25 protein-coding genes are annotated in these 25164 nt (G+C 53.9%); 2 read left to right on the top strand and 23 right to left on the bottom strand.

Going from position 1 to position 25164, the window contains the following annotated elements; genetic code table 11:
* The first annotated feature begins 110 nt into the window (after nt 1-110).
* Complete coding sequence (gene edd / locus RT613_RS06625; RefSeq protein ID WP_313613960.1) at nt 111-1931, top strand: phosphogluconate dehydratase; 1821 nt, start codon at nt 111-113, stop codon at nt 1929-1931.
* 77 nt (nt 1932-2008) lie between these two features.
* Here the strand turns inward: edd and RT613_RS06630 are convergent, their stop codons facing one another.
* The 6 genes from RT613_RS06630 to RT613_RS06655 all read right to left on the bottom strand — a co-directional run bounded on the left by RT613_RS06630 (nt 2009) and on the right by RT613_RS06655 (nt 9113).
* Entirely contained in the window at nt 2009-2365 is a 357-nt protein-coding gene (locus RT613_RS06630) for a hypothetical protein (RefSeq protein WP_313613962.1), read from the bottom strand.
* 296 nt (nt 2366-2661) lie between these two features.
* The gene (locus RT613_RS06635) at nt 2662-3753 is read right to left on the bottom strand and encodes a sn-glycerol-3-phosphate ABC transporter ATP-binding protein UgpC (protein WP_313613964.1); all 1092 of its coding nucleotides are present in this window, start codon (nt 3751-3753) and stop codon (nt 2662-2664) included.
* An 18-nt stretch (nt 3754-3771) separates the two neighbouring features.
* Nucleotides 3772-5427, bottom strand: coding sequence for an alpha-glucosidase family protein (locus tag RT613_RS06640; protein WP_313613966.1), 1656 nt, complete (start codon nt 5425-5427; stop codon nt 3772-3774).
* A gap of 36 nt (nt 5428-5463) precedes the next feature.
* On the bottom strand, nt 5464-6624 hold the full coding sequence (locus tag RT613_RS06645; protein ID WP_313613968.1) for a carbohydrate ABC transporter permease: 1161 nt from the start codon (nt 6622-6624) through the stop codon (nt 5464-5466).
* 1 nt (nt 6625) lies between these two features.
* The gene (locus tag RT613_RS06650; protein WP_313613970.1) at nt 6626-7639 is read right to left on the bottom strand and encodes a sugar ABC transporter permease; all 1014 of its coding nucleotides are present in this window, start codon (nt 7637-7639) and stop codon (nt 6626-6628) included.
* 112 nt (nt 7640-7751) lie between these two features.
* Nucleotides 7752-9113 carry an ABC transporter substrate-binding protein gene (locus RT613_RS06655; RefSeq protein ID WP_313613972.1) on the bottom strand — a complete coding sequence of 454 codons (1362 nt, stop codon included), beginning with the start codon at nt 9111-9113 and terminating at the stop codon, nt 7752-7754.
* 289 nt (nt 9114-9402) lie between these two features.
* Here RT613_RS06655 and RT613_RS06660 point away from each other — a divergent pair, with 289 nt between their 5' ends.
* Entirely contained in the window at nt 9403-10425 is a 1023-nt protein-coding gene (locus RT613_RS06660; protein WP_313613973.1) for a LacI family DNA-binding transcriptional regulator, read from the top strand.
* On the opposite strand, the gene folD is transcribed toward RT613_RS06660, so the two are convergent.
* The 17 genes from folD to rem form a co-directional block, all read right to left on the bottom strand.
* Nucleotides 10426-11325, bottom strand: coding sequence for a bifunctional methylenetetrahydrofolate dehydrogenase/methenyltetrahydrofolate cyclohydrolase FolD (gene folD / locus RT613_RS06665; RefSeq protein WP_313613975.1), 900 nt, complete (start codon nt 11323-11325; stop codon nt 10426-10428). It lies immediately after the preceding gene.
* A 148-nt stretch (nt 11326-11473) separates the two neighbouring features.
* Nucleotides 11474-13081 (bottom strand): hypothetical protein, encoded by a 1608-nt coding sequence (locus RT613_RS06670; RefSeq protein WP_313613977.1) that lies wholly within the window; start codon nt 13079-13081, stop codon nt 11474-11476.
* Nucleotides 13082-13434: 353 nt separating this feature from the next.
* Nucleotides 13435-13578 (bottom strand): hypothetical protein, encoded by a 144-nt coding sequence (locus tag RT613_RS06675; RefSeq protein ID WP_313613979.1) that lies wholly within the window; start codon nt 13576-13578, stop codon nt 13435-13437.
* A gap of 286 nt (nt 13579-13864) precedes the next feature.
* Nucleotides 13865-14407, bottom strand: coding sequence for a hypothetical protein (locus RT613_RS06680; RefSeq protein WP_313613981.1), 543 nt, complete (start codon nt 14405-14407; stop codon nt 13865-13867).
* Nucleotides 14407-14772 (bottom strand): hypothetical protein, encoded by a 366-nt coding sequence (locus RT613_RS06685; RefSeq protein ID WP_313614056.1) that lies wholly within the window; start codon nt 14770-14772, stop codon nt 14407-14409. The genes RT613_RS06680 and RT613_RS06685 overlap by 1 nt, the downstream gene beginning before the upstream one ends.
* Before the next feature lie 19 nt (nt 14773-14791).
* A complete protein-coding gene (locus tag RT613_RS06690; protein WP_313613982.1) occupies nt 14792-15361 on the bottom strand; it encodes a rod-binding protein in 570 nt (189 codons plus the stop codon).
* Between the two features lie 110 nt (nt 15362-15471).
* Nucleotides 15472-15891, bottom strand: coding sequence for a hypothetical protein (locus tag RT613_RS06695; protein WP_313613984.1), 420 nt, complete (start codon nt 15889-15891; stop codon nt 15472-15474).
* Nucleotides 15892-15946: 55 nt separating this feature from the next.
* A complete protein-coding gene (locus RT613_RS06700; protein ID WP_313613985.1) occupies nt 15947-16702 on the bottom strand; it encodes a flagellar biosynthetic protein FliR in 756 nt (251 codons plus the stop codon).
* Nucleotides 16699-18786: a flagellar biosynthesis protein FlhA gene (gene flhA / locus RT613_RS06705; RefSeq protein WP_313613987.1), complete on the bottom strand. Its 2088-nt coding sequence runs from the start codon at nt 18784-18786 to the stop codon at nt 16699-16701. The genes RT613_RS06700 and flhA overlap by 4 nt, the downstream gene beginning before the upstream one ends.
* A gap of 121 nt (nt 18787-18907) precedes the next feature.
* The gene (gene fliQ, locus RT613_RS06710) at nt 18908-19174 is read right to left on the bottom strand and encodes a flagellar biosynthesis protein FliQ (protein WP_313613988.1); all 267 of its coding nucleotides are present in this window, start codon (nt 19172-19174) and stop codon (nt 18908-18910) included.
* A 30-nt stretch (nt 19175-19204) separates the two neighbouring features.
* On the bottom strand, nt 19205-19678 hold the full coding sequence (flgD, locus tag RT613_RS06715; RefSeq protein WP_313613990.1) for a flagellar hook assembly protein FlgD: 474 nt from the start codon (nt 19676-19678) through the stop codon (nt 19205-19207).
* Nucleotides 19669-20118 carry a flagellar biosynthesis repressor FlbT gene (flbT, locus tag RT613_RS06720; RefSeq protein ID WP_313613991.1) on the bottom strand — a complete coding sequence of 150 codons (450 nt, stop codon included), beginning with the start codon at nt 20116-20118 and terminating at the stop codon, nt 19669-19671. The genes flgD and flbT overlap by 10 nt, the downstream gene beginning before the upstream one ends.
* Nucleotides 20115-20462 carry a flagellar biosynthesis regulator FlaF gene (gene flaF / locus RT613_RS06725; RefSeq protein WP_313613992.1) on the bottom strand — a complete coding sequence of 116 codons (348 nt, stop codon included), beginning with the start codon at nt 20460-20462 and terminating at the stop codon, nt 20115-20117. Before flaF ends, flbT begins: the two co-directional genes overlap by 4 nt.
* A gap of 35 nt (nt 20463-20497) precedes the next feature.
* Nucleotides 20498-21604, bottom strand: a complete 1107-nt coding sequence (locus RT613_RS06730; RefSeq protein ID WP_313613993.1) for a flagellar hook-associated family protein — start codon at nt 21602-21604, stop codon at nt 20498-20500.
* A gap of 1 nt (nt 21605) precedes the next feature.
* Nucleotides 21606-23090 carry a flagellar hook-associated protein FlgK gene (flgK, locus tag RT613_RS06735; protein ID WP_313613994.1) on the bottom strand — a complete coding sequence of 495 codons (1485 nt, stop codon included), beginning with the start codon at nt 23088-23090 and terminating at the stop codon, nt 21606-21608.
* 22 nt (nt 23091-23112) lie between these two features.
* The gene (locus RT613_RS06740) at nt 23113-24333 is read right to left on the bottom strand and encodes a flagellar hook protein FlgE (protein WP_313613995.1); all 1221 of its coding nucleotides are present in this window, start codon (nt 24331-24333) and stop codon (nt 23113-23115) included.
* Between the two features lie 106 nt (nt 24334-24439).
* On the bottom strand, nt 24440-25111 hold the full coding sequence (gene rem / locus RT613_RS06745) for a transcriptional activator Rem (RefSeq protein WP_313613997.1): 672 nt from the start codon (nt 25109-25111) through the stop codon (nt 24440-24442).
* Nucleotides 25112-25164 lie beyond the last annotated feature (53 nt).

A 25164-nucleotide genomic window follows, 5' to 3' on the forward strand; every position in this document is an offset into this window, starting at 1 on the left:
ATTATGCCCGGCCTGAACCAGGGATTGCTCCAAGACTGACAACAACATGAACATCGGCCTGTCCGTCCCAAGCGGAGGCCGCTGTTCACCAACAGACAGGATGAACGCCCATGGCCGCCGATTCCCGTATTCAGGCAATCACAGACCGTATCGTTGAACGCTCCAAACCTTATCGTGAAACCTATCTGGAGCGACTGCGACTTCAGGTTTCCAAGGGTGTTCACCGCTCGGTTCTCTCTTGCGGTAATCTGGCCCACGGATTTGCGGTCTGTTCCCCCGCCGACAAGGACATCCTTGCCGGCGATAAGGTTCCAAACCTCGGCATCATCACCGCTTACAACGACATGCTTTCGGCCCACCAGCCCTATGAGGTCTATCCTAACATCATTCGTGATGCCGCGAAGGAAGCCGGCGGCATCGCGCAGGTTGCCGGTGCGGTACCCGCCATGTGTGACGGCGTTACGCAGGGTCAGCCGGGCATGGAGCTTTCGCTTTTTTCGCGTGATGCCATTGCCATGACTGCCGGCATCGGCCTGTCGCACAACATGTTCGACGCCGCCGTCTATCTCGGCGTCTGCGACAAGATCGTACCCGGTCTGGTGATTGCGGCATTGACCTTCGGTCACCTGCCATCGATCTTTATTCCCGCAGGTCCCATGACGAGCGGCCTGCCAAATGACGAGAAGTCCCGTATTCGCCAGCTTTATGCTGAAGGCAAGGTTGGCCGCGCAGAACTGCTTGATGCCGAATCCAAGTCCTATCATGGTCCCGGCACCTGCACCTTCTACGGCACGGCCAATTCGAACCAGATGCTGATGGAAATCATGGGCTTCCATATGCCTGGCTCGTCCTTCATCAACCCAGGCACCGAACTGCGCGATGCATTGACGCGTGAAGCGACAAAACGTGCGCTGGCAATTACCGCGCAGGGAAATGAATTTACCCCAGCCGGCGAAATGATCGACGAACGCTCTATCGTCAATGGCATCGTCGGCCTGCATGCCACGGGCGGTTCGACCAACCACACCATGCACCTTATCGCCATGGCGCGTGCTGCTGGCATCATCCTGACGTGGCAGGACATATCAGACCTATCCGACGCTGTGCCACTTCTCGCCCGCGTCTATCCGAACGGCCTTGCCGACGTAAACCATTTCCATGCGGCAGGCGGCATGGGCTTCCTCATCAAGCAGCTTCTCAAGCATGGTTTCCTGCATGATGATGTGCGCACGGTATTTGGTCAGGGTCTTGAAGCCTACACCGTTGACGCAAAGCTTGGTGAAAACGGCTCGGTCATTCGTGAAGCGTCCCCCGAGGTCAGCCATGACCCCAAGGTTCTTGCCAGCATCGAAACACCGTTCCAGCCCACGGGCGGCCTGAAAATGCTGACCGGCAATCTCGGCAAGGCGGTGATCAAGATTTCCGCCGTCAAGCCTGAGCGTCACGTTATCGAGGCACCGGCTGTGGTGTTCAACGATCAACAGGAGCTTCACGACGCCTTCAAGGATGGCAAGCTCAACCGCGATTTTATCGCCGTCGTGCGCTTCCAGGGACCAAAAGCCAATGGTATGCCCGAATTGCACCGCCTGACACCACCATTGGGTGTTTTGCAGGACCGTGGTTTCAAGGTAGCGCTGGTGACTGATGGCCGCATGTCTGGCGCATCGGGCAAGGTGCCTGCCGCCATTCACGTCACCCCGGAGGCCGTTGATTGTGGTCCGATCTCGCGGGTTCGCGATGGCGACATCCTGCGCCTCGACGCTGTTACCGGCACGCTGGAAATTCTGGTAAGTGCGGCAGAACTTGCGCACCGCGAACCGGCAACCGTTGATCTCTCCGGCAATGAATGGGGTATGGGCCGCGAACTGTTTGCGACATTCCGCCGGAATGCCGGACCGGCAGACCAGGGCGCCAGCGTTCTGTTCAACTGAACCAGTTTCCATAAATAAAAAAAGCCGCGTTGGTCACAACGCGGCTTTTTCATATCCAGACGCTGGATGTCTTCCGATTACCAAGAGCGAATATCGAGCGTCTTATCCTTGTGTGCCGGGTGCGTGCTGAACACGAAAATCCGATCCAGTTCCTTCTGTGTCATCAGGCGCAGGAAACGGACATGGATGGTATTATTGGCATGCACGCGCATCAAGACGCAGCCAATCTTGCTGATGCGGGCGTCAGGAATATCAAGATAAAATTGCTGCGGGAGATTATACTGCGTCAAAAGAGCCAGCACCGCCTCGGACTGGGAAATCTTGATGACGTCGCAGCGACGGGAAGCCATGTTCATGACTGCCTTTTCGGTATATTCAATGCGCGCGGCGTTCATCGTGTCTTCCAGTTTGAACCGCGCTTCGCGGTCATACATGAAAGACTCTTCCCTACTCAGATAACTGCTTTTTTGAATATTTGGACGGGCGTTCACAATATATCCCCACTGAAATTACGGGTACATATTACGGTTATAATCTTTAAAAGTTTGTTTGCGCGTTTCGATATGAAACACATATTCAAACATGCCTTTGATGGTACCAAACCGCCTGTTTGACAGGGGTGAAATAAACACCAAGCGTTTGAATTTTTGATGTCTTTTGCTTTTGAATGCTAACCTTCAATCCAAAAAATAGATGTTTTGAAGGTTAGCAAAAGCTTTCAGCATCTACTCTACTTGCGGTAAGTCACCCCATTCGCATCAAAGAGATGCAATTTTTCTCTCTGCGCGTTAAATCGCAATGTCTGGCCCTTCTGAACATTCACGATGCCGGGGATCTTGGCAATGATCGGTTCCTGAATGACACCGCTGTCGATATAGAGAAGTGTGACCTCGCCAAGGGCTTCGACGATCGAAACCTTGCCCTCGAACAGGTAATCTTCCCCATCCTTCGCAATAGTGAGATCTTCCGGGCGAACACCAAAACTTGCCGTTTTGCCGACCTCGCTAGGTGCTGTTTCAATGGCAACACGCAGGTTCTGGTTGCCATTGAGTTCGAGCGCGGTTTCAGGACCAGCCGCTGTTATCTTGACTGGAAGAATGTTCATGGCCGGCGAACCGATGAAGCGTGCGACAAACAGGTTGGCTGGCCGCTCATAAAGATCGAGCGGTGCTCCCACCTGCTCAACCCTCCCGGCATTCAGCACAACGATCCGATCGGCAAGCGTCATGGCTTCCACCTGATCATGCGTCACGTAAATCATTGTCGTGTCGGGCATCTGCTCGTTGAGCTTGGCAATCTCGATACGTGTTGCGACACGCAGCGCCGCATCGAGGTTGGACAGAGGCTCGTCAAACAGGAAGACCTTGGGGTTGCGGCAAATGGCGCGACCAATGGCAACACGCTGGCGCTGGCCACCGGACAGAGCCTTTGGCAAACGTTCCAGATACTGGGTCAACTGCAGGATTTCGGCCGCCGCCCGAACGCGACGGTCGATCTCCTGCTTGCTTTCCTTGGCGATCTTCATGCCAAACGCCATGTTGTCATACACAGTCATGTGCGGATAAAGCGCGTAGGACTGGAACACCATAGCAATGCCACGACGGGATGGAGGGATCTCGTTGACCAATTGGCCATCGATAAACATCTCTCCGCCCGTGATTTCCTCAAGTCCGGCAATCATGCGCAGCAAGGTTGATTTTCCGCAGCCGGAAGGACCAACGAAGACAATGAATTCGCCCTGCTTGATATCGAGATCGATACCATGCAGAACCTTGACCTGCCCATAGGACTTGCGAATGTCTTTCAGTATGAGACCCGCCATTCTACCCTCCCCGTTTTCTCAGGCGTAACGCGCGAAAAATGCGCCCCAAGCAGGCAATTCGACATTGCGGCCGTTCAGCTTGCTGTCGAAACCATGGCCTTCGAGCACTTCCCAATTGCCGTCAGGCAGGGTGGCACTGGCCGGTGTTGCCGACAGGTTGAAGAAGCAAACCACCGTTTCGTTGCCCTTGGAGCGCGTGTAACCGACAACGCTTTCCGTAACTGGCAGGAACTCGATAGCGCCCTTGGCGAAAGCCGGATGCTGTTTGCGGAATGACAGGAAACGGCGATAGTGCTCGAGAACCGAGGCTTCATTGCCTTCCTGCGTGCTGACAGCACGTGCCTTGTGTTCAGGCGGAATTGGCAGCCAGGTCTTATCAGACGTGCTGAAACCAGCCTGCGCATGACCGGCATCCCAGACCATCGGTGTACGGCAACCGTCACGGCCCTTGAATTCCGGCCAGAACTGGATGCCGTATGGGTCCTGCAGATCTTCGAAAGCGATATCGGCTTCGGTGAGACCAAGCTCTTCACCTTCATAGATGCAAACCGAGCCGCGCTGTGTCAGCAACAGGGCCGAGAGCACCTTGGCATAGGCATCCTTGTCGGCGACATCAGCGCCCCAGCGGCTGACATGACGCACAACATCGTGGTTTGAGAAGGCCCAGCATGCCCAGCCTTCAGGCGCGGCTGTGGCAAAGGCTGCCTGCACATCCGCAACGCGCTGCGGCGTCAATGCATCGGGTGCCAGAAATTCAAAGGCGTAGCACATCTGCATCTTGTCATCGCCGGATGTGTACTCACCGACGATTTCGAGACCACGCTGGCTGTCGCCGACTTCGCCAACGGCGGCGATGTCCGGAAACTCTTCCAGCACGGCGCGGAAGCGCTTGAGGAATTCGAGGTTCTCCGGACGGTTCTTATCGTAGAGATGTTCCTGGAAGTTATATGGGTTAACAGCCGGCGCAGTCGAAGCGTTACGACGCTCTGGCGCCAGAGCCGGGTTGTCGCGCAGTTCCAGATCGTGGAAATAGAAGTTGATGGTATCGAGACGGAAACCATCCACACCACGCTTCAACCAGAACCGGGTCGCATTGAGCAACTCTTCCTGCACTTCAGGGTTATGCAGGTTAAGGTCCGGCTGTGAGGTCAGGAAGTTGTGCATGTAATATTGCATGCGGGTCGGATCCCACTGCCAGCCCGGACCGCCGAAAATTGACAGCCAGTTGTTGGGCGGCGTGCCATCCGGCTTGCCATCCGACCAGACGTACCAATCCGCCTTCGGGTTATTGCGGCTGGACCGGCTTTCAACGAACCATGGATGCTGGTCTGACGTGTGCGACATAACTAGGTCGATCATCACCCGCACGCCCAGTCGGTGCGCTTCGGCAATCAGACCATCGAAATCTGCCAGCGTGCCGAACATCGGATCGACATCGACGTAATTCGACACGTCATAACCGAAATCCTTCATCGGCGAGGTGAAGAACGGCGAAATCCAGATCGCGTCCGCGCCAAGGCGGGCAATATGTTCCAGGCGGTCGGTAATGCCTTTCAGGTCACCAATGCCATCGCCATTGGAGTCCTGATAGGAGCGTGGATAAATCTGATAGATAACCGCGCCACGCCACCAATCCTTGTCAGACTTGAGAGCGGATGAAACTGAAGATGTCATTGCAGTATCCTGTTTGGTATGGGCATTCATGAAGTATCAGCCTCCCTTGACGGAGCCGGCCAACAGGCCACGCACGAGATAACGTTGAAGGGCGAAGAAAACGCAGAGCGGCACGATGATGGTTACGAAGGCCGATGCGGTGAGAATTTCCCAGTTGCCGCCACGCGAGCCAAGCAGCGCATTGAGGCTGCCGGTCAGCACCAACTGATCCTTCTGGGTACCAAGGAAGACCATGGCAACAAGCAGGTCGTTCCAGGTCCACAGGAACTGGAAGATGGCAAAGGATGCCAGTGCCGGGAATGATAGCGGCAGGATGATCTTGACGAAAATCTCGAAATCGCTGGCGCCATCGACACGGGCAGATTCAATGATTTCCTTCGGCAGCCCCGAGATGTAATTTCGCAGCAGGTAGATGGCGAGCGGCAGGCCGAAGGCCGTGTGCGCAAGCCAGATGCCGGCATAGGTTTTGGATGGCACCCCGAAGATGTTGCCGATTTCATTATAAAGCCGCAGCAACGGAATGAGCGACATCTGCAACGGCACAACAATCAGGCCAACCACCATGGCAATCATCAGCGAGCGGCCGGTAAAGCGCATCCATGACAAGGCATAGGCTGCGAAGGCGGCAATCAGGATCGGGATGATCGTTGCGGGAATTGTCACCGTCAGCGAGTTGACGAAAGACTGGCCAATGCCTTCGGAGAACAGCACCGTGCGATAATTATCCAAGGTGAAGACCGGTGGCGACAGCACGGAAATATAGATGCGTTTGCCGCGCGATCCTTCGAAGCTGGCATTCTTGCTATATTCATAGGCGCCATCTTCATTCAGCAGCAGGCTTTCACCGTCACCGAGATCGACCGCTTCTCCGGCTGGATAGGCAGACGGTTCCTGCACACGCACACCAAAGGCGGATACCTGGCCAGCCTGGTCGGCCTCGAAGACGTTGCCTGATATGATGAAGCGATCGCCTTCCTGGCGCTGCGTGGCCGGATCAGCCAGACGAACGGCCTGCGACTGGGTGGAACTGGCAAAAGCAGTCCACCAACCTGACACGGTAATCTGGTCCTTGTCGCGCAGCGAGCTGACGAGAATGCCAAGGGTCGGCAACAGCCACAAAATGACCAGCAACAAAACGCTGGCATGAACGATCAGGCGCGGCAGGCCAACACGGCGAAGACGTTTGACGATATCCATCTCAGCGGCCCTCCATTTCCTTGTTCGCCTGGCGAATGTTCCAGATCATGATGGGCGTGACGGCAGCCATGATGATCAGGGCGATCACCGCGCTTCGACCGCTGTCGCCACCGCCACGGAACATCCAGTCAAACATCAGGTTGGCCAGAACCATGGTGTTCCACTGGCCATTGGTCATGGTCAGCACGATGTCAAACACCTTGAGAACGAGGATGGTGATGGTTGTCCACACCACGGCAATCGTGCCCCAGATCTGCGGCACCAGGATTTTCCAGAAAATCTGCCAGCCATTGGCGCCATCAATCACGGCAGCCTCGACGGTTTCTTCGGGAATGCCACGCAGGGCTGCCGACAGGATGACCATAGCAAAACCGGTCTGGATCCAGATGAGGATGACCATCAGGAAGAAGTTGTTCCAGAAAGGCATGGAAATCCATACTTCTGGTGTGCCGCCAAAAAACTCGACGACGGCGTTCAGGAGGCCGATCTGGGTCTGCCCCTCACCGCGATATTCATAAATGAATTTCCAGATAACCGAGGCACCAACGAAGGAAATGGCCATGGGCATGAACACGATGCTCTTGGCAATGTTTCCCCACCAGATGCGGTCTGTCATGACCGCGATGACAAGACCGAAGAAGGTGCAGGCAGCCGGAACAACCGCGAGCCAGAGGATGTTATTGAAAATCGACTGCCTGAAACCGGCATCGAAAAACGCCCAGCGATAATTGGCCAAGCCGACATAATTGACGCCAGTTCTATCATAAAAAGACAGGATGAAGGTCGCGATCACGGGGTAGACGAGATAGACCAGCAGCAACAGCAAGGCCGGCCCGACAAACAACCACGGACGCACAGCAGCCCGGCGGTTGAGATTTCGGGAGGCGTCGATGACATTCTTCGCGCCCACAGGAAACAGAACCTGCAGAAATTTGTCGGAAAGCCAATAATAGGCGGCACAAGCAAATACACCGACAATCATGACCCCGATTGCCGAAACGATCTGAGCGATCACATTCCCCTCCCTTATTCCCGGTCATCCGGCGTTGTTTTTAGCCAATCACGAAAACCGAAAAGCTCTAGAAACAACCGCCCGGCAACACAGTCGCCGGGCGGGCAGGAAATGATTAATTCAAGCCATCCCAGGCCTTCTGGATGTCGGTGGCGACAGCTTCGGCAGACTTGCCGCCGACGAAATCAACCATGCCCGTCCAGAACGCGCCAGCACCGATCTTGCCCGGCATCAGGTCAGAACCGTCAAAGCGGAAGGTGGTCGCAGACGTGAGAATGTCACCCTGCTTCTTCATCTGTTCATTGGCGTAGGCATCGGTGTTCACACCCTTGTACGGCGTGAGGAAGCTGGACTGCGCCATCCACACTTCGTGCGCAATCGGCGTTTTCAGGAAGTCGACAAATGCTTTGGCAGCGGGCGATTCCTTCGTCACGGTCACCAGCGTGCCGGCACCGAGAACCGGTTTGCCGAGTTCAGGCTTGGACGCATAGGTCGGCATGTAGAAGAAGTCGACATCGGTGCCGACCTTGGTGCCCTCTGGGAAGAAGGACGGCACGAAAGATGCCTGGTGGTGCAGGTAGCACTTTGGTGGAATGTCGAACAGACCCTTCGGACTATCACGGAAGTCGGTCGATGCAACAGCGGCAACACCACCGCTGACATATTTCTCATTCTTGGCAAACTTGCCGAACTCATCAATGGCACCAACAACGGCCGGATCATTGAACTTGATCTCGTTCTTGACCCACTTGTCATAGGTTTCCGGGCTTTGCTGGCGCAACATCAAATCTTCAACCCAATCGGTTGCCGGCCAGCCTGTCGCACCGCCAGAACCGAGGCCGATGCACCAGGGGGTGCCGCCATCGGCAACAATCTTGTCGGAAAGCGCAATCAGGTCTTCCATGCTTTCAGGCACTTCATAACCGGCTTCCTCGAAGTTCTCCGGCACGAACCAGACCAGCGACTTCACATCAGCCTTGAACGGGAATGCGAAATAGGCCGGCTGGCCATCCTTGCCGTTATAGGTGCCGTAGTTCACCCAGGATTCACCGGCACCGTAATTGTCCTTCACCCAAGACGCGACATCGTCACCAAGCGGAACAAGCAGCCCCTTGGCAGCCAGGTCGGCCAGAAGGCCCGGCTGCGGCAGAATTGCGATGTTGGGAGGAGAACCGGCCTGCGTATCGATAACGATCTGCTGCTCGTAATTTTCAGAAGAAGAATATTTTACATTGATGCCGGTTGCGTCGGCGAAATATGCCAGAACCGTTTGAAACAGGGCTTCATCTTCGCCGCGCCATGGTCCGAAAATCGTCAGGGTCTGGCCCTTGAGGTCGGCATGGGCTGTTTTGAAATCTTCGTAGCTTTTCCAGTTGAATTTTGCGTCTTCGCCAGGGGCGAATTTCAAATCCGCAGCCATAGCGGAGTTCATGAAAATGGCCATGGCTGCTGTTGTTGCCAGGAATGTCTTAAGCATGTGACTTACCTCCCATCACATCAAGATTTAAACCTATACAAACACTTCAAAGCGCTTTGGACGCTATTAATTCCCCTCACAAACCAGAGGAGTCAAGTGCCAAATAAAACTGTAACGTTGCAGTTACACTGCATCAATAGATTTTGCAAAGAAATTACAGTTTTGGGCTGCATTTTCCATTGAGCAAAAAGGAAACTGGCATTACAGAATTCAAAGCGCTTTGAAGCGGATTTTTCGCAAGATCACTGTATCTCGCCAAATCTTTGAGCGTGTGGAGGAGACCAGAAAGATGAACCTGAAGCAATTGTCCCAGTTGCTCGGTCTGTCACAAACGACAATCAGCCGCGCATTAAACGGTTATCCCGAGGTCAATGCGGACACGCGCCAACGCGTGCTGCAGGCTGCCAAGGACAACGGATACAGACCAAACCAGACTGCACGTCGACTGGCGACGGGCAAGATCGGTTCGATTGGTCTGGTCATGCCAACGGCACCCGCCCACCAGTCCGACATGCATTTCGGTGAGTTTCTCAGTGGCCTTGGTGAAGAAGCGGCACGACATTCTTTTCACATGCTGATCATGCCGTCTGACCCCAGCAATGAAGAAGACGCTTTGCGCTGGCTAGCTGGCAGCGGCAATGTCGACGGGATCTATCTGGCCTATATGCGGGAACGCGATCCGCGCATTGATCTGCTCAAATCATTCAACATCCCGTTCATGGTGCATGGGCGCTCATTCGGAGCAGAGACCGATTATCCGTTTCTCGATGTCGATAATGAGGGCGCCTTTTATGACGCAACGAAACTGCTCTTGCAGCTTGGCCACAACAGGATCGGCCTGCTGAACGGCCCGGAAGGTCTCGATTTCACCTACCGGCGTAAGGCCGGTGTCGAAAAGGCACTGTCGGAATATGGGCTTGCGCTGCGTTCCGACTGTCTGCGGCACAGCGCCATGACCGATGAAATCGGCTTTCTGAACATGGAAGAGCTCCTATCGCAAAGCGCCCCGCCAACCGCCGTCTTGTGTGCCAGTACCACCCTCGCACTGGGAGCCATTCGTTCACTCAACCAGCGTGGATTGAAACCGGGCAAGGACGTGTCGCTGATTGCCCATGACGATGTCCTGCCATTGCTCAAACCGCATAATTTTTCCGTACCACTCACGACAACACGCTCATCACTGCGCGCGGCTGGCATAAGAGTGGCTCAGCGATTGATCAACCGCATCACCTTCAACGAGGTCGAACCCGTGCAGGAATTGTGGAAGGCAGAGCTTGTGGTGCGTGCATCCACCGGCCCTGCCCCGAACTGATCAGAATGTCGGCGGCGTCTTGCCGGATTTTCTGTAGGCAGTGATGACCGTATTGGCCATCAGCATGGCGATGGTCATCGGCCCGACACCGCCTGGCACCGGCGTGATGGCACCAGCAACATTGCTTGCCTCATCAAAAGCGACATCACCAACCAGTCGGGTCTTGCCCTCGCCCTTTTCAGGCGCGTCAATACGGTTGATACCAACATCAATGACAGTCGCGCCAGGCTTGACCCAATCGGCCTTGACCATCTGTGGACGTCCAACCGCGGCAACCAAGATATCGGCGTTGCGGCATACGGAAGCCAGATCCCTGGTGCGCGAATGCGCCATAGTCACGGTTGCGTTTGCCGCCAGCAGAAGCTGGCCCATTGGCTTGCCAAACAGATTTGAGCGGCCAATCACAACGGCATTGAGGCCGGAAAGATCGGCTCCGTTGATATCCTTGACCAGCAGCATGGCACCAGCCGGTGTACAGGAAATAAGACCTGATTCCAGATCGCCGGTCGCCAGCTTGCCCGCATTAACGACACTCAGACCGTCGACGTCTTTTTCCGGCAGAATCAATTGGATAACCGGTTCGGAATCGAGATGTTTGGGGAGTGGCAACTGCACCAGAATGCCGTGGATCGATGGATCGTCGTTCAGTGAGGAAACCAGCGCCTCCAGTTCAGCCTGACCGGTTTCGAGCGGCAGGGTGTGCTGCACGGAATTGAAACCGCACTGCTTGGCCATCTTGCTCTTGGAGCCGACATAGGCGTGGCTGGCGGGATCATCGCCGACAATGATGACTGCAAGCCCCGGTTTTACACCAGCGGTCTTTTCCAGCTCTTCCGCAGCAACACGCACCGCTTCCGTTACCGATACCGCTTTCGCTTTGCCGTCAATTACCTGAACCATGCGCCTGTCTCCAATACCAACCTGCCAGCAGAAAGCCGGCAACGGCTTGCCTTTTGATCACATCAGAAAGCTGTGTGATTTTTGCCCCTAATGCTGCCGAATGATATCGATTGCAAGCAAAAAGGCTGTCACAGGAGCGACAATCCTGTCAGGCGGAGTGCGCAGCCCTGTAGTTTGCGTAATCATGCAAGCGCTGGCGTAGAACGGCGATGTCACGGCGTATGTCTGACACTTCATCCGGCTCATCATACGCTGTCACGTCAAACTGCCCCTGCATGGCCGCTGCCAGCACTGGCGGAATTTGGGCCATGTCCTGCTGATGTGCCGGGACGCTTCGACGCATCAAAACCGCACGCACCCGTTGATCAAGCGGAATGTCATTGGCTGCATAGAGGTGGAGTTGTTCGTGCGCGTTCGACACCGCGAAGTCTTCGGCCGCCTCTACCATGTCCTCATAGAGGTCTTCATCCATCGCGTTGGTTTCTTCAGCATATTCATCCGCCGAAACATCAACCTGGAGATCCTCCATGTCCGGATCGACATGAGCCTCTGCAGCTATGGCAACAGGCTGATGATGCGTGCGCAAGCGCAAATACAGATAACCAAGTCCAGCAAGCGCGACACCCAGACCAAAACCACCGCCAACCAGCGCTGACGACATCATCTGTCGCAGACCGGTGCTTATATTCACCGCAAGCGGCGCATCGGCCATCGCAAAAGGCCGCGATGCTTGGCGTCCCTGCTGGCTGTTGTCGTTAAGACCGCTGAAATAGGCATCACGTGCCTGAGCAAGCTCTGTCTCGAGCTTCTGCAACTCCTGCGGCGCGTCGCCAAACACAGCAAGTTCGTTTTCAAGAGACTGCTGTCTGGTTTTAACCTGCGCCAGTTCTGTTTTGGCGGATTGTTCCGCCAGCTTCATTTCGCCAGCGATCTGTTTGACCGTTGTTGCGACACCGGCTTTCGCTTCACGCAGCGTCTGTGTCGCAGCGATCACATGTGGGTGCTTCGGACCGTATTGCACCGATAGTTGCGACAGTGCCTTGGATGCTGTTGCATATTTCCGGGCAGCATCCTGAAGTGGCAGGAAAACCAGTTCATCTGGAATCACGCGTTCCAGCGCCTTGCTATCCTTTAAGGATGCAAGCGTGGCAAGATCACGTGTGGCACCTGCCAGCCTAGCGTCCAGTTCATGGACAGTGTCAGAAGCAAGCGCCAGATCCTGCGTCAAAGTCTCCATCTTTGTCATGGCATCCTTGCCATGGCGAACCTGGAAACCCGTCACGGCAGCCTCTGCCTTTTCAAATTTCGCACGGTCGACATCGACATTGCCCGACGTTGCACCCGGCAAGCTGGCATTGATATGGGCGACGATACGGTTTGCGGCATGCAATGCAAATCGGGCGCTTGCGCCTGACGTTTCGGCATGGGTGGTGACAAAAAGTGCATTGCCATCAGCGGTTTGAGACAGTGTGATGCGGCCTCGCATATCATGTATTGCCCGCAAAACAGGATCGGATGGAGCCGGCACCCTGCCAAGCACGACTTCTGAAAAAAGTCCCAACCACGTTGTCTCTGGTACGGACGACAGCACCAGACCGTCATTGATGATCTGGCGGGCCAATTCAGCGCGCCCGTCATCTGATGACACAGCGGATTGTGCCACTGTCATCAACGTCTGCGGATCGGCCTTCTGGTGCAATGACGTATCGAATGTGATGCGAATTTGCGTCAATTTTTCTGGCTGCGACGGTGACATAAAGTGCACCGAAACTGCGGCACCTGCCAATGTCAGCAGCAGAATGCAAAAAGCCGATAACAGATAGGGATATTTGCCGAAAAAACCACCCAGCCAGCCGGATGAGCGATACCTGACATTTGTTCGATGCCCGGGTCCAGGCGAGGCCGGAATACGATCTGTCAAATGCAATTTTTCAACGTTTTGCGCGCCATCTGCCACGTCAAGCCACCTTAATATTCCGGGCTGGAACTGGTTTGAAGCCCCCGTAATATTAATGAAACCTAAATCAACAAGGCAAATAAAGAGTTAACAACCACTGAAATCAGCAGTTCACTTCGACGGAGCCTCAAACGCGCGCGCTGTCGTCACTGTCAGTGGCGGATAAGGCGATAAAGCCATTCAAAACCGAGGCGGGAAAACACCTCAGGAACCGGGTCGCTATCGCCAGAATAGAGGGTCTGCGAGGCTTTTTGCTTGTCAGCACTGCCTGCATCACCACGGCGCGAAAGGGGCATGGTTTTTTCGGATACTTCAAACGTTGATACAGAAAATCCTGAAAATTTACTCACACCCACACCCGTCCTGCGCTAGCAGTTCCTCTTCAACAGCCTCTTTGCTGTTTGGTGATATTATGTGACAGAATTGAAATTACTTTCAAATAGCGTTTTCAAATACGGAGCATTTTTTTAAGCAAATATTAATCTTTGCCGTGAGCGACAGACGGCGCTCAAAATAAAGGGCCGCAAACGCGACCCTTCAAATGTCTTTCAAACACAGCTGGCTCAGTGGTCCAGAGCTGGTTTAGTGAGATGGTGCAGGTTCATGCCCTGCCGCTTCTTCCACCTTTTCGCCTTCAACGATCTTGACCGAGTGCGGTTCAGCACCACCCTGCTGCGAGCGAATGTCTGCCTTGGAAAGATAATCGAGCTTTTCGATCAACACTTCCTGTACGACCTCGTCGCCGAGCTTCTTGTTCAGCCCCTCGCGAATGCGTTTTTTGAACTCCTCAGCATCGAATGTCGAAACATTGGCGATGTTGATCATGTTGGAGCCAGCCAGCAGCGTGATCAACTCATCGGTCATCAACTCTGTTTTCGGACCCTCGATCAAGTTCACCTTTGTCTTGTCGACATTCAGAGAGATGAGTGTCATGAAATATCCGTTTACAGCACCCTCACTGATGACAGGCACTGTAATCTGCTCTCCCTTGACCAAGGCAAGCGATGCCTTGCGGGCTTCTTCCTCGCTGAGCGGAGCTGGTGGCAGCGCCATCTGCACGGAAAAATACACTGCGCCGAGCGTAATCGCGCAAACCCATACACCCGTGAGGATTAGTTTAAGCATCAGGTAGCGCCGTAAAGAAATTGTTCCTGAGAGTAAGTGCCATCCGTATCAGCTTCGCGGATCGCATTTTTCAGGAGATCAGCAACCGCACGCACGGCATTGAGATGTGCTTCAACGCGGCGTGCGTTAACCGCCAGCTTTTCCTTGATGCCACGAACCTGGCTGATGTAACCGGAAGCGATTTCTTCATGCGGCGTATCACGGAACAACATGGTCAGTTCATAGAGGCAACGGCTTTTGTGCGCGTTGGAAACCTTGAGATCAAACTTTGGATCTTTGCCGATCTTTTCATTTTCATTGTCAATGATCGTTTCCAGACGTCCGAGAACGGACTGAATACGATGATCGTTCGACATAGCTTCCATGGCTTCTGTTCCGTTATGATTATACATTCTTGGCCTCCCCGTTCATTTCATCCGAAATACCGAGAACCTTGCGCTCGAATTCGGCAACCATGCGCAGGGCTGCATTATTGTCCTTGTCCTCAAGAGAGGAGATGTTTTCAAAGTTGCGGTTTTCTGCCTTGCGCAACGTGTCCTGATAGACCTGTTCGGCAATACCGATGCCGCCATTTTCAGTCATGCTGTTGGCAAGCTGTTCGGCCAACATGCCTTTCCAGATTTCGCCGGCATTACCCTTGCCGTACACTTCCTCACTTTCCTGAGGCAGCATCGAACCGATGAAGGTCCGCAAGACTGAGGCTTCAAACTGACGGAAAGTTTCGGGAATTTCCTTGCGCTCGGCGCGCAAATTGGTGTCACCCAATCCGGCCTTGGACGCCGCGTCGTTCAAAACGCCAACCGCAGCATCAAAACCCTTACCTGCATCTGCAAGACTGGACGCTGCAAACGCAGCCTTGTTTGCCTTAAGCTTATCCTGGGCAACCTGAACATCGAGCGGATCTGCCGCCCGGACAACGTCCATGACAAGGTCGCTAACAACCGATATCGCCACGCAATCACCTCCTGAAAGGAATGCATTGGGGTTTTGGCCCCAACGCACTTGCATTTCATCAATCACGAATATTCACCACCACTAAAAGGTGATGCATGATGTGGCGGTGACTATGTATCGCGAACCTTGCTGGAGGCTGGTGCTGGTGTCGCATTCATGATTTCCAATAGATCATAAATTGCATTGTCGTCGATTTCGCGATCTTCGTCGTCGCGTGCCTCGTACATTTTGTCCTGCAGGCGATCGCCCTTGGTTTTCTCTTTGAGAACAGCCATTTCCTGCAACTGCTGCGCACCGGAAAGCTGTTTGTCCTTGACGGTCAGACGACCAAAACGTTCCGAATAGATCTTGGAAAACTGGTGGTGCACTGGGTCCATGGAACTGAGTGCGTTGAGGATGCTATCCATGGATTCATTGACTTCGACGCGCTGGCGTGTGGTGTCGGCAAGCGTGACCTCCGCCATTTTTTCCATGTGGCGTTGTACTGTCACCAGCCGCTTTAGCTTGCGGGAGCGTTTATCTTGCGCCATGGCGCTTTCCCTTCACGGCGAACCGTCTCAAACACACACTGCCGAATAACCCCGGTCAGAAACCGAAGAATATGGGACCAAACCCATCCGCGAACTGACGAATCAATGCTGCGATGGAAAGGTAGAGCATGAACAATCCACCCATCAGCAGATATGGCGTGGAAATGAAGTAGACCGGAACCTGTGGTGCCAGCTTGTTGATCAAACCGACCGCCACGTTGAACATCAGGCCATAGATCAGAAACGGACTTGCCAAGCGTAACATGACATTGGTCGTCGCACGCAGCGTATCGGTCATGGTGATCAGTGTTTTCTGCGAATCCAGCACGAACCCGACCGGCGTCAAGGTGTAGGAATCCACCACCGCTTTCAGAACGACATGATGAAAGTCAAAAATGAACAACAGCAGCAGACCACCGAACACGATCAGGTTGGTAAGCTGACTTTCCTGGCTGTCTTCCAGAACATCTGCGCCACCCGGCGCGTTGAAGCCAATGGCATTGCCGACGATCGCGCCGGTAAATTGCAGGCCGAGAACATACAGTCTGGCAATCATGCCGTACACGGCGCCGATAATGGTTTCAGAAAAGATCAACGCAACGATGGCGCCAGGTGTCGCGCCCGAGACCTTGGGATAGACTGAATCCCACAAGATTGGCATCAGCGCCATGGACACGGCAACGGACAACAACAATCTGATGGTCGTGTTAAGCCGGGCACTTGAAAAGCCCGGCATGGTCATGAAGCAACCACCGATGCGGCAAAATGCAAGGAACAATGCCAATATTGTCCCTTGCGGGTCGGTTATCATGAAATAGCGCCTAGAATCTTGATCTCCAGCCCCTTGGCCAGTTCAACATGCGACAGCACAGGCAAGGTGGCGAAGAGTCGCTCGATAATCATGCGCACATAGGACCGTGTTTCAGGCGACGTGACAAGAACAAAAGGCAGGCCCCTGTCCATGAATTCACGGATAACTTTCGATGCCTGCTCACTGAACTCTTCAAGATGGCGTGGATCGATATCGAATTCGACGATTTCACCCTTGCCGTCACGCTTGAGAGCCTGATGGAAAATCATGTCCCATTTGTTGCCAAGGCGCAGAACACGCAGCACGCCATTGTCGGCAAGGTCGCCACACAGCTGCTGCGCTATACGGATGCGCACGTGTTCCACGATCTGTTCGGTTTTGCGGACATGTGGTGCAAGTTCGGCGACTGCTTCCAAAATGAGGTGCAGGTTGCGAATGGACACACGCTCGGCCAGCAATAGCTTGAGAACCGCTTGAAGACCGGAATAGGACATATGAGACGAGCAGATTTCATCCGCCAGCTTCTTGTATTCTGGATCGAGGCGATCAATCAGCACCTTCACATCCTTATAGGAGAGAAGCTGTGGCAGATTGTTGCGGATCACTTCGCTGAGATGGGTCAAAACAACCGACACGTTGTCGATTGGATGGAAACCTTCGCGTCGCAGATCGTCTGCAAAGGCTTCCAGAATGGAAACCGCAGGCATTCCGAATGCGGGTTCCCGGATCTCGTCGCCGGGAATGGTCGGCTTGCGGCCAGAACCGGTCACGACAAGTACGTCGCCGACACGCAGTGAACTGGAGGCAATCGTCGTGCCGTGAATACGGATCTGGTAGGATTTCTCCGGGATCATGATGTCATCAGACACCTTGATCTCAGGCACCACAAATCCATATTGGCTGGCGAATTTTTTGCGCATCTTGCCAACACGGAAGGCCAGCTCCTGATGCGCGCCCAGCAGTCGGGTGGAAACCTGCTTGCCAAGCGCCAGCTCGATTTCAGCGGTTTTCAAGACCAGCTTGACGGAATCTTTTTCGGCTTCCTTGCTCTGGATAACCTTCTTTTCTTCCTCTTCGCGGCGAACGAGGTTCATCGCCTCGACCTGCTTTGGAATGTACCAGGCACCAAAGGCCATGACGCCACCGAGCACCATAAACGGCAGGAAAGGCAAGCCTGGGATGATGGCAAGCAAGCCCATCAAAAGCGAGGCAACGAACAGGGCGCGCGGGTAGGCGCTCAGCTGATCGACAACGGTCTTGTCGGTGGTACCGGACATGCCGCCACGCGACACCAGAAGGCCGGCGGCCAGAGAAACGATCAGCGCCGGAATTTGCGTGACGATACCGTCACCAACCGACAACTTCACAAAAACATCCGCAGCTTGGCCGATTTCCATGCCGTGACGGAAATAGCCGATGATGATGCCGCCGAAGATGTTGATTGCTGTAATGATGAGGCCTGCGACAGCGTCACCACGCACGAACTTGGATGCACCGTCCATAGAACCGAAGAACGAGCTTTCTGCCTCAAGTTCCTTGCGGCGCAGCTGCGCCTCTTTTTCATCGATGATGCCTGCGGAAAGATCCGCGTCAATCGACATCTGCTTGCCTGGTATCGCGTCAAGGGTGAAGCGAGCACCGACTTCCGCGATACGCGTTGCGCCCTTGGTAATAACGATGAAGTTCACCGTAATCAGGATCATAAAGATGATCAGACCAATGACGAAGTCGCCAGACATGATGAGACTGGAAAAGCCTGCAATCACACTGCCGGCGGCGTCATGTCCCTGGTGCCCGTGCGAAAGAATGACACGGGTTGTTGCCACGTTCAGCGACAAGCGCACCATGGTTGCAATCAGCAAGATCGTCGGAAATGACGAGAAATCGAGAGGACGCTGAATCCACAAGGCAACCATGAGGATCAAAACGGACAACGCAACGGAAAACGCCAGTCCCATATCCACAAGAATAACCGGGATCGGCAAAAAGAGAATGCAAAGAATTGCAACGATACCAAGGGCAAAGCCAACATCACGCGTGCTGGGACTGACCTTCGGTATTGATATTGCAGGTGGTTGCGCCATCGATAACGTCCTGTCTCTTCATGAGAAGGGGCGACCGAGAAGGGCCGCCGCATGGTTTCACACCATCCCTAGCGACCGAAGCTTGCGCGAAAATGGTAATCGCGCGTTCCCGCAAGAAAATTCAGAACCCGGATTGAACTCGGGAAAAGACGAGATTTGTAAATAGGGAAATCTGGGCGCCAATGAATGGCGCCGCAATTCCGATCGTGATCATGATTGCCACGATCTTAGGAACGAAGGTCAGGGTCATTTCCTGAACCTGGGTAAGGGCCTGAATGAAGGCAATGGTTACTCCAACCACCATGCCCGCAATGACGCAAGGACCGGATGCGACCAGAATGGTCCAAACGGCTGCCCGCATGATATCAAGCGCATCCGCCTCGTTCATTGCAAAACCTCAGAACAACAATTGTTGACCTTAGGTATCAGATTCGGTGTCAGAACCCGAAGTGGAATCTGACGCGGTTGTGTCGCTTTTCTCACCGAACTTGACACCAACCTGCAACAGGATGCCCTTGCCTTCTTCGGTAATCGCGATGACGCCGTCGGAGTAGATTTCGACTTCTTTGACGATGCCCGAAATCTGGTCGTCGGCGCTGGTGATGTACTTGCCGATAAGATCTGTCGAACGTGTCAGGGCTTCTGCCTGCAACATGCTCTTCAGGTGGGTGTTCGTCTTGATTGTCTGTTCGACCTGAGAGAAGCTCGCCAGCTGAGACATCTGCTGGCTGGCGTCCATAGGTTCGGTTGGGTCCTGGTTCTTCATCTGCGCAATAAGCAGCTTCAGGAAGCTGTCATAGTTCAGCGAAGCGTTGTCACTCGCCGTGGAATCAGAACCAGCATTGGCCCAAGGGTTGGACGTTGCTGTGGCGCTGACTGCGTCTACCGCCATGGTGCAATCTCCTTGCGAATATGTTCGATGGTCGCCGGTGTCATCTCCTGATTGTTCAGGATCTGCTCTTCCGTTGCATAAAGCGAACGGATTGCCTTGAGCGCGTCGAATGCCTTGCCCGTTGCAACCAGTGCATCAATGCGCTTCAACTCGGCCAGAACTTCGTCATTCTGGAAGCAGGACAGCAGCATTGTCACCGACTTGCGGAACATGGTCATCGACTGTTCACGGCCTTCGGGATTGATCAGCATCATCTGTGCGATGAAGTAAAGCTGGCGCAATGGAGTTGTCGCCTGCTCAGGCTGGAGAACATGGTTCTCAAGAAGGAAGGTAACATCATTCAGGAATTCGAGTGCAACCTTGCGGTCAACACGCAACACCGCCCCGTTAATAAAGATTTTCTCGCCGGATTTGAGCGAAATGCGCAGAGTACTTTTCATTTAAGTCCATCCCTGATGATGGTTGTTACGTCAATTATGCCTTGAAAGTTGCTCGATTCCCTTTTTCTGATCCTCTCGCATTCTTTCAATATCCAGATTGCGATCGAGATCAGATTGGCACGAAGTTCGTTTGGCAACTGGTTCTCCGGGTGCTTGAGGTCTTCTATGAACCTCACCCACACCCGCCGAGTGTAGTAAAGCGCTTCGACTGTCAGACGGTATTGTCCGGAATCATTCTGCGCTGCGTCCAGTAATTCCAAGGATTTGGTCAATGCCTGCCGCTCGCGGTCTTTCGCGTCGGTGACATCGTCCTCCATTATCTCCGCATAGGAAAACTGGTACATTCATTGTATCCTTTATCTACGGCTACCTTTAATCATCAAAGGTAGTTTACAAGGCTCATTTGTTGCAGCCGTGCAGTCAAGCTGTAGGCAATTTCAATTTGAGACGTCAACAAATCGAGGCGGGTTTTCGCCTCGTAGGTATCGATGCCCTCGAGATCGATGAGGTGTGTTTCGATAATCTGTTTCTGTGCCGACAAAGCATCATTTGCCTTGGAAACACGCTCTTCAGACAAACCAAGCTTACTGGCCTGCTGGTTCAATCCGTCAATTGCAGTCTTGATATTGTTCACCGCATCCATGGAAACCTGTTCGCGAATTTCGGGATCAATGTCGTCCTGGAGAAAGGTCATGGTGGTCATTGCCGTGAAGGCAAAATAACGCATGCCATTGGAATTTGCGTTGGTCGATGTTTCGACAACTTCCGTCTGGCTGATACGGCTTGTCATGTTCACATCGCTGGAATTCGAACCGAAAGCCGTCCAAAAATCATAGTCAGTGCCCACAGCAAGGTCAGCGTGCGGCGGGTTGGTAACTTTAACCTCACCACTGAACTTCTTTTCGATGTCGGACATGAACGTCGCGACCTGCTCTTTGGAAAGCTCGGACGCTGCACCAACAGCCGGCGTTACCACAGAGGTCATGTAGTAGTTCAGTTCGTCATTATAGGCTTTCGCAAGCTTCGAATCCGCCGCGAAATAGTCATCAACCGGCTTCACGTCAGTGTTGATGCCCGCAAACAGGAACTCACCATTGACCGAGGTGTTGGCAAAACCGATGAAGTTGTTGAACGCATTGGTAATCGTGTTGCGAACAGTGCTCAGGGTCGGCTCTTCTGCACTGGTGTTTGGAACGAGCACTTTCTGAATTTCGTTTGCCGCTTCCGACATGTTCTTGAGTGCAAGCTGCGATGCTTCAAGACGCTGGGTCGCAATCGAGTTGACGCTGATGATCGACGTCAGGCGCTGCACATCGCGGTTGAGGTCAAGGCTGCGCGCGGTGTTCGCACCCAGCGCCACACCCAGATCGGCATGCTTGCCTGTCGTCAGCTCCGTGGTCAGATCCGTCATCTCAAGCTGAGCCTTGAGGATCGTACTCCGCATGCTGTTCTGCATTGCCAGTGATGATATGAAAGACGTTTTCATGTTACTTCACCATGCTCATCAGAGATTGCAACATTTCATCAATCGTCGAAACCAGCTTGGTAGCCGCCTTGTACGATTGCTCGATATCGAGAAGCAGAGACAGCTCCTCATCCAGGCTGACACCAGTGGTGTTCGAATAGACTTCTTCGGCACGCTCATAAGCGGCGGTCTTGACGTCGCTTGCGTTGGTCGCGCCCTGGCGCATCTGCTCGAGCCAACCCATGGAGTTGGACGCGTATTTCAGAAGCGATGTGTCAGTGTCGATACGGGTGACCGGATCGAAATCAAGTGACGTGTCAAGCGCCGTTACGTAGCTGCGGATCAGCTCGGAATAACCGGTGCCACCGCCATTGGTCAGATCATTCTTGACGTAGGCCGCACCGTTAATGCCGCCATCGCGCAGCAGTTCGGGATTGCCACCCTGAGAAATGATCAGATCCGGATGAACTTTGATTGCCGCAGCCAGACCCTTGGTAACTGCGCCAGCAGCGGGCACGGTTGCGGTAGTTGGATCGCCATAGGTAAACAGGCCTGGCAGGTCCGGATCAGAACCGGTGCTGTCCGCCTGCGTTTCTGCGAAGAGTGTGATCAGACCGCGTGCAATTTCATCGAGCTGGTTCTGCATCGTCGGAACGACGTCATCACGCATCTGCAACAGACCGGCGAGACTGCCGGAGGCCGTTGTGTTGGCACCGTCGCCTGCCTTGACAGCAACACCGTCAATGTACAGCGAATTGCCGTCCATGGCTGCAGTGTAGCCGATCTTCGGCGTAAAGCTGACCTGGCGTGGGATCGTCTCAAACAGAGTGATGCCCTGGTCGCTGGTGTAGAGCGCCATATCATTGTCGCCACGCGTCACGATGGATACGCCGACAATGCTGGAAATGTCTTTCAGAAGGCTGTCGCGGATGTCGAGCGCGTCATTCGGGTCCGAACCGGATGCTGTTGCCGACTTGACTGCGTTGTTTGCGACTTCAAAACGCGAGAGCAGTTCGTTGAGCTCATCGACCTGCAGCGCCATTTCCTTGTCTGCACGGGTACGAATTGCCTGCAGTTCGTTGGAAGCGGTATTCAGAGAAGTAGCAAGATCGGTTGCGGCGTTAACGACGGTTGCAGCTAGAGCAGAATCGCCTGGTTTGCCAGCATAGGTATCGAGGCTTTTTTGCAGTTCTCCGAGGTAAGCGCTCGGAGAACTTTCGTAGTCGTTTCCGCCAAAAATGCTTTTGACTTCTTCAAGACCGGTCAAAAGAACATTCTGGCCGGAGAAAAGCGAGGACGAAGCAAGAGTCTGCCGCAAAAGGCTGTCATTCTGTACGCGGGCCGTTGTCACGACCGACGCGCCATACGCTGTTGCGCTCAGAATTGCAGTTCTTTTGACGTAATTTTTATTACCAACGTTGGCGATGTTGCTTGAAACAACATCGGTCTGCTTGCCGGTATTGTTAAAAATTGACTGTGCAGTAATCATTGCTGACGAAAGTGACATTCATCTGTCCTCGTGAGATTTATTATCTCTTCAGGTTGACCAGGACATCCAACAATTCGGAACCTGTCTGGAAAACCTTGGAGTTAGCACTGTAGATGCGCTGCGATTCAATCATCTCGGTCAATTCGTTGGCGATATCGACGTTCGATGTTTCCAGCGTCTTGGTCATCAGATTACCGACGCCCTTGGTGCCGGGATCGTTGGCAATCAGGATACCTGAGGTGTTGCTGGCACTATAAGCATTGCCGTTAACCGGATTGAGGTTATCCGGGCTGGTTACCGTCGCAAGCATCAGCCTGCTTTCGGTCAGAACCTTGGAACCGTTCTGGTACTGGATGTAGATGCTGCCATCGGTCTCGATGATCACATCCTTTACCGCCGAAGCACCGTTGCCGTTCAGGCCACCGCTCATGATGGTGCTGCCGGTGTTCTGAGTGACTGAGCCAGCCAGATCGATAGTGATGGCATCATTCTGATTGGCGACTGCAGGAATATCAAACGTACCAGTTGGCGTTGTCAGTTCGCCTGTGACGGGATCGAATTCAACCGCAATGTCAGGCATGACTGCAACACCAGTTTCCTGGTTGGTGATCTGCAGTGTCCACTGGTTGGCAGCGTCTTTGGTGAAGGTGAAGTCGTAAACGATTTCAACGCCCTGATAACCGAAACCAGTCATCGAGGTCTTCCAGGTGGCGCCGTCTTCCGTCTGGTTGTTCAGATTGAATTTCATCGTGCCGGCCGTCGTTGGCGTTGACTGAATGTCATTGCCTGGCATTTCAACAACGCTACCGGAGAAGCGGTTGCTGGATGCTGTCGCCTGGGAAGGCGTGAACAGGTAATAACCAGCGGCATTCTTGAGGAAGGTCTTGTATACGCCGGAACCCGCTGGCTCCTCCACGGTTTCGCGGGCAAAGTTACCTGCACGTGTCAGGAACTGGGCCGCACCTGGCTCACGAGATTCAGCAACGATGAAGAAGCCGCTGCCTTCGATCGCCATGTCAGTCGCAGAGGTGGTGTAGGAGTAACCACCAGTTTCCGAAATGCTGTAACGAATGTTGGAGCTGACGCCGCCCGAGTTATAGTTGCCGCCGGACGAGGGAAGAACCATGGACGAAAATGCGGTCGATGCGCGCTTGTAACCAATCGTGCTGGAGTTGGCGATGTTATCACCCACTGTCGCCAGGCGGTTAGCCTGCGCATTCATACCGGATACGCCGGTCTTCATCGTTCCAAAAATACTCATTAAAAGAACCCTCGTGGTGGTCGTTGAATAGCAACTTAAGAGATGGGCCTTGCGTGAAGCTGTCTCAAATGCCGCATTCCTCGCAAATGCGGCAGATGTCTAAAAATCATTGCCAATCAATGCAGTAGCCAAGGAAGCGCTTGGAATCGACAGGGTCGTAACCAAGCTTCTTGCGAAGCTTCTTGCGCAGCTTGCTGATGTGGCTTTCCACGACGTTTTCCTCGACGTCGTCATCAAAAATGCCATAGATGGCATTGAAGATTTGTGTTTTGGAAACGCGCCGGCCGCGATTGGCGACCAAATATTCGAGGATGCGGCGCTCGCGGCGCGGCAATGGGAAGGTTTCGCTGTTGATCTCTGGATCGCGCCCGTCCGAAAACACGCGAATGGGACCAATGTCAGTGAAATTGTTGATGACCTTCAGGCGACGGCGGATGGCCGCAGCGCGTGCAAGAATTTCGCGTGGATGAACCGGTTTGCGCACCACATCGTCAACACCGCTATCAAACAGCGCAAGCGTTGCCTCAAGTGATGGCTGATCGCTGACAGCGATTACCGGCGCCATGGTTCTGTCGCGAATTGCCCGTGGCAAATTCGCAAAACCATTGCCCTGTCCAATGAGGAATGCCTCGACCGCCGCCAGATCCGTATCTGCCGCCGTCGTGACCCATTCACCAAACTCGCGCGGGTCGAAACCCGTCGAGGGAATGCCCTCACGCCCAAATAGAGATGTATATCCGTTCTTAACGAGCTCGCGCTCATCAACCACTACGATCATTCGTCCGCCTCCGAATCAGTGTGGTGTTGCCAATGTTGGCATTGGTACGAATC

This window comes from Agrobacterium sp. (assembly GCF_032092815.1).
Lineage (GTDB): Bacteria > Pseudomonadota > Alphaproteobacteria > Rhizobiales > Rhizobiaceae > Agrobacterium.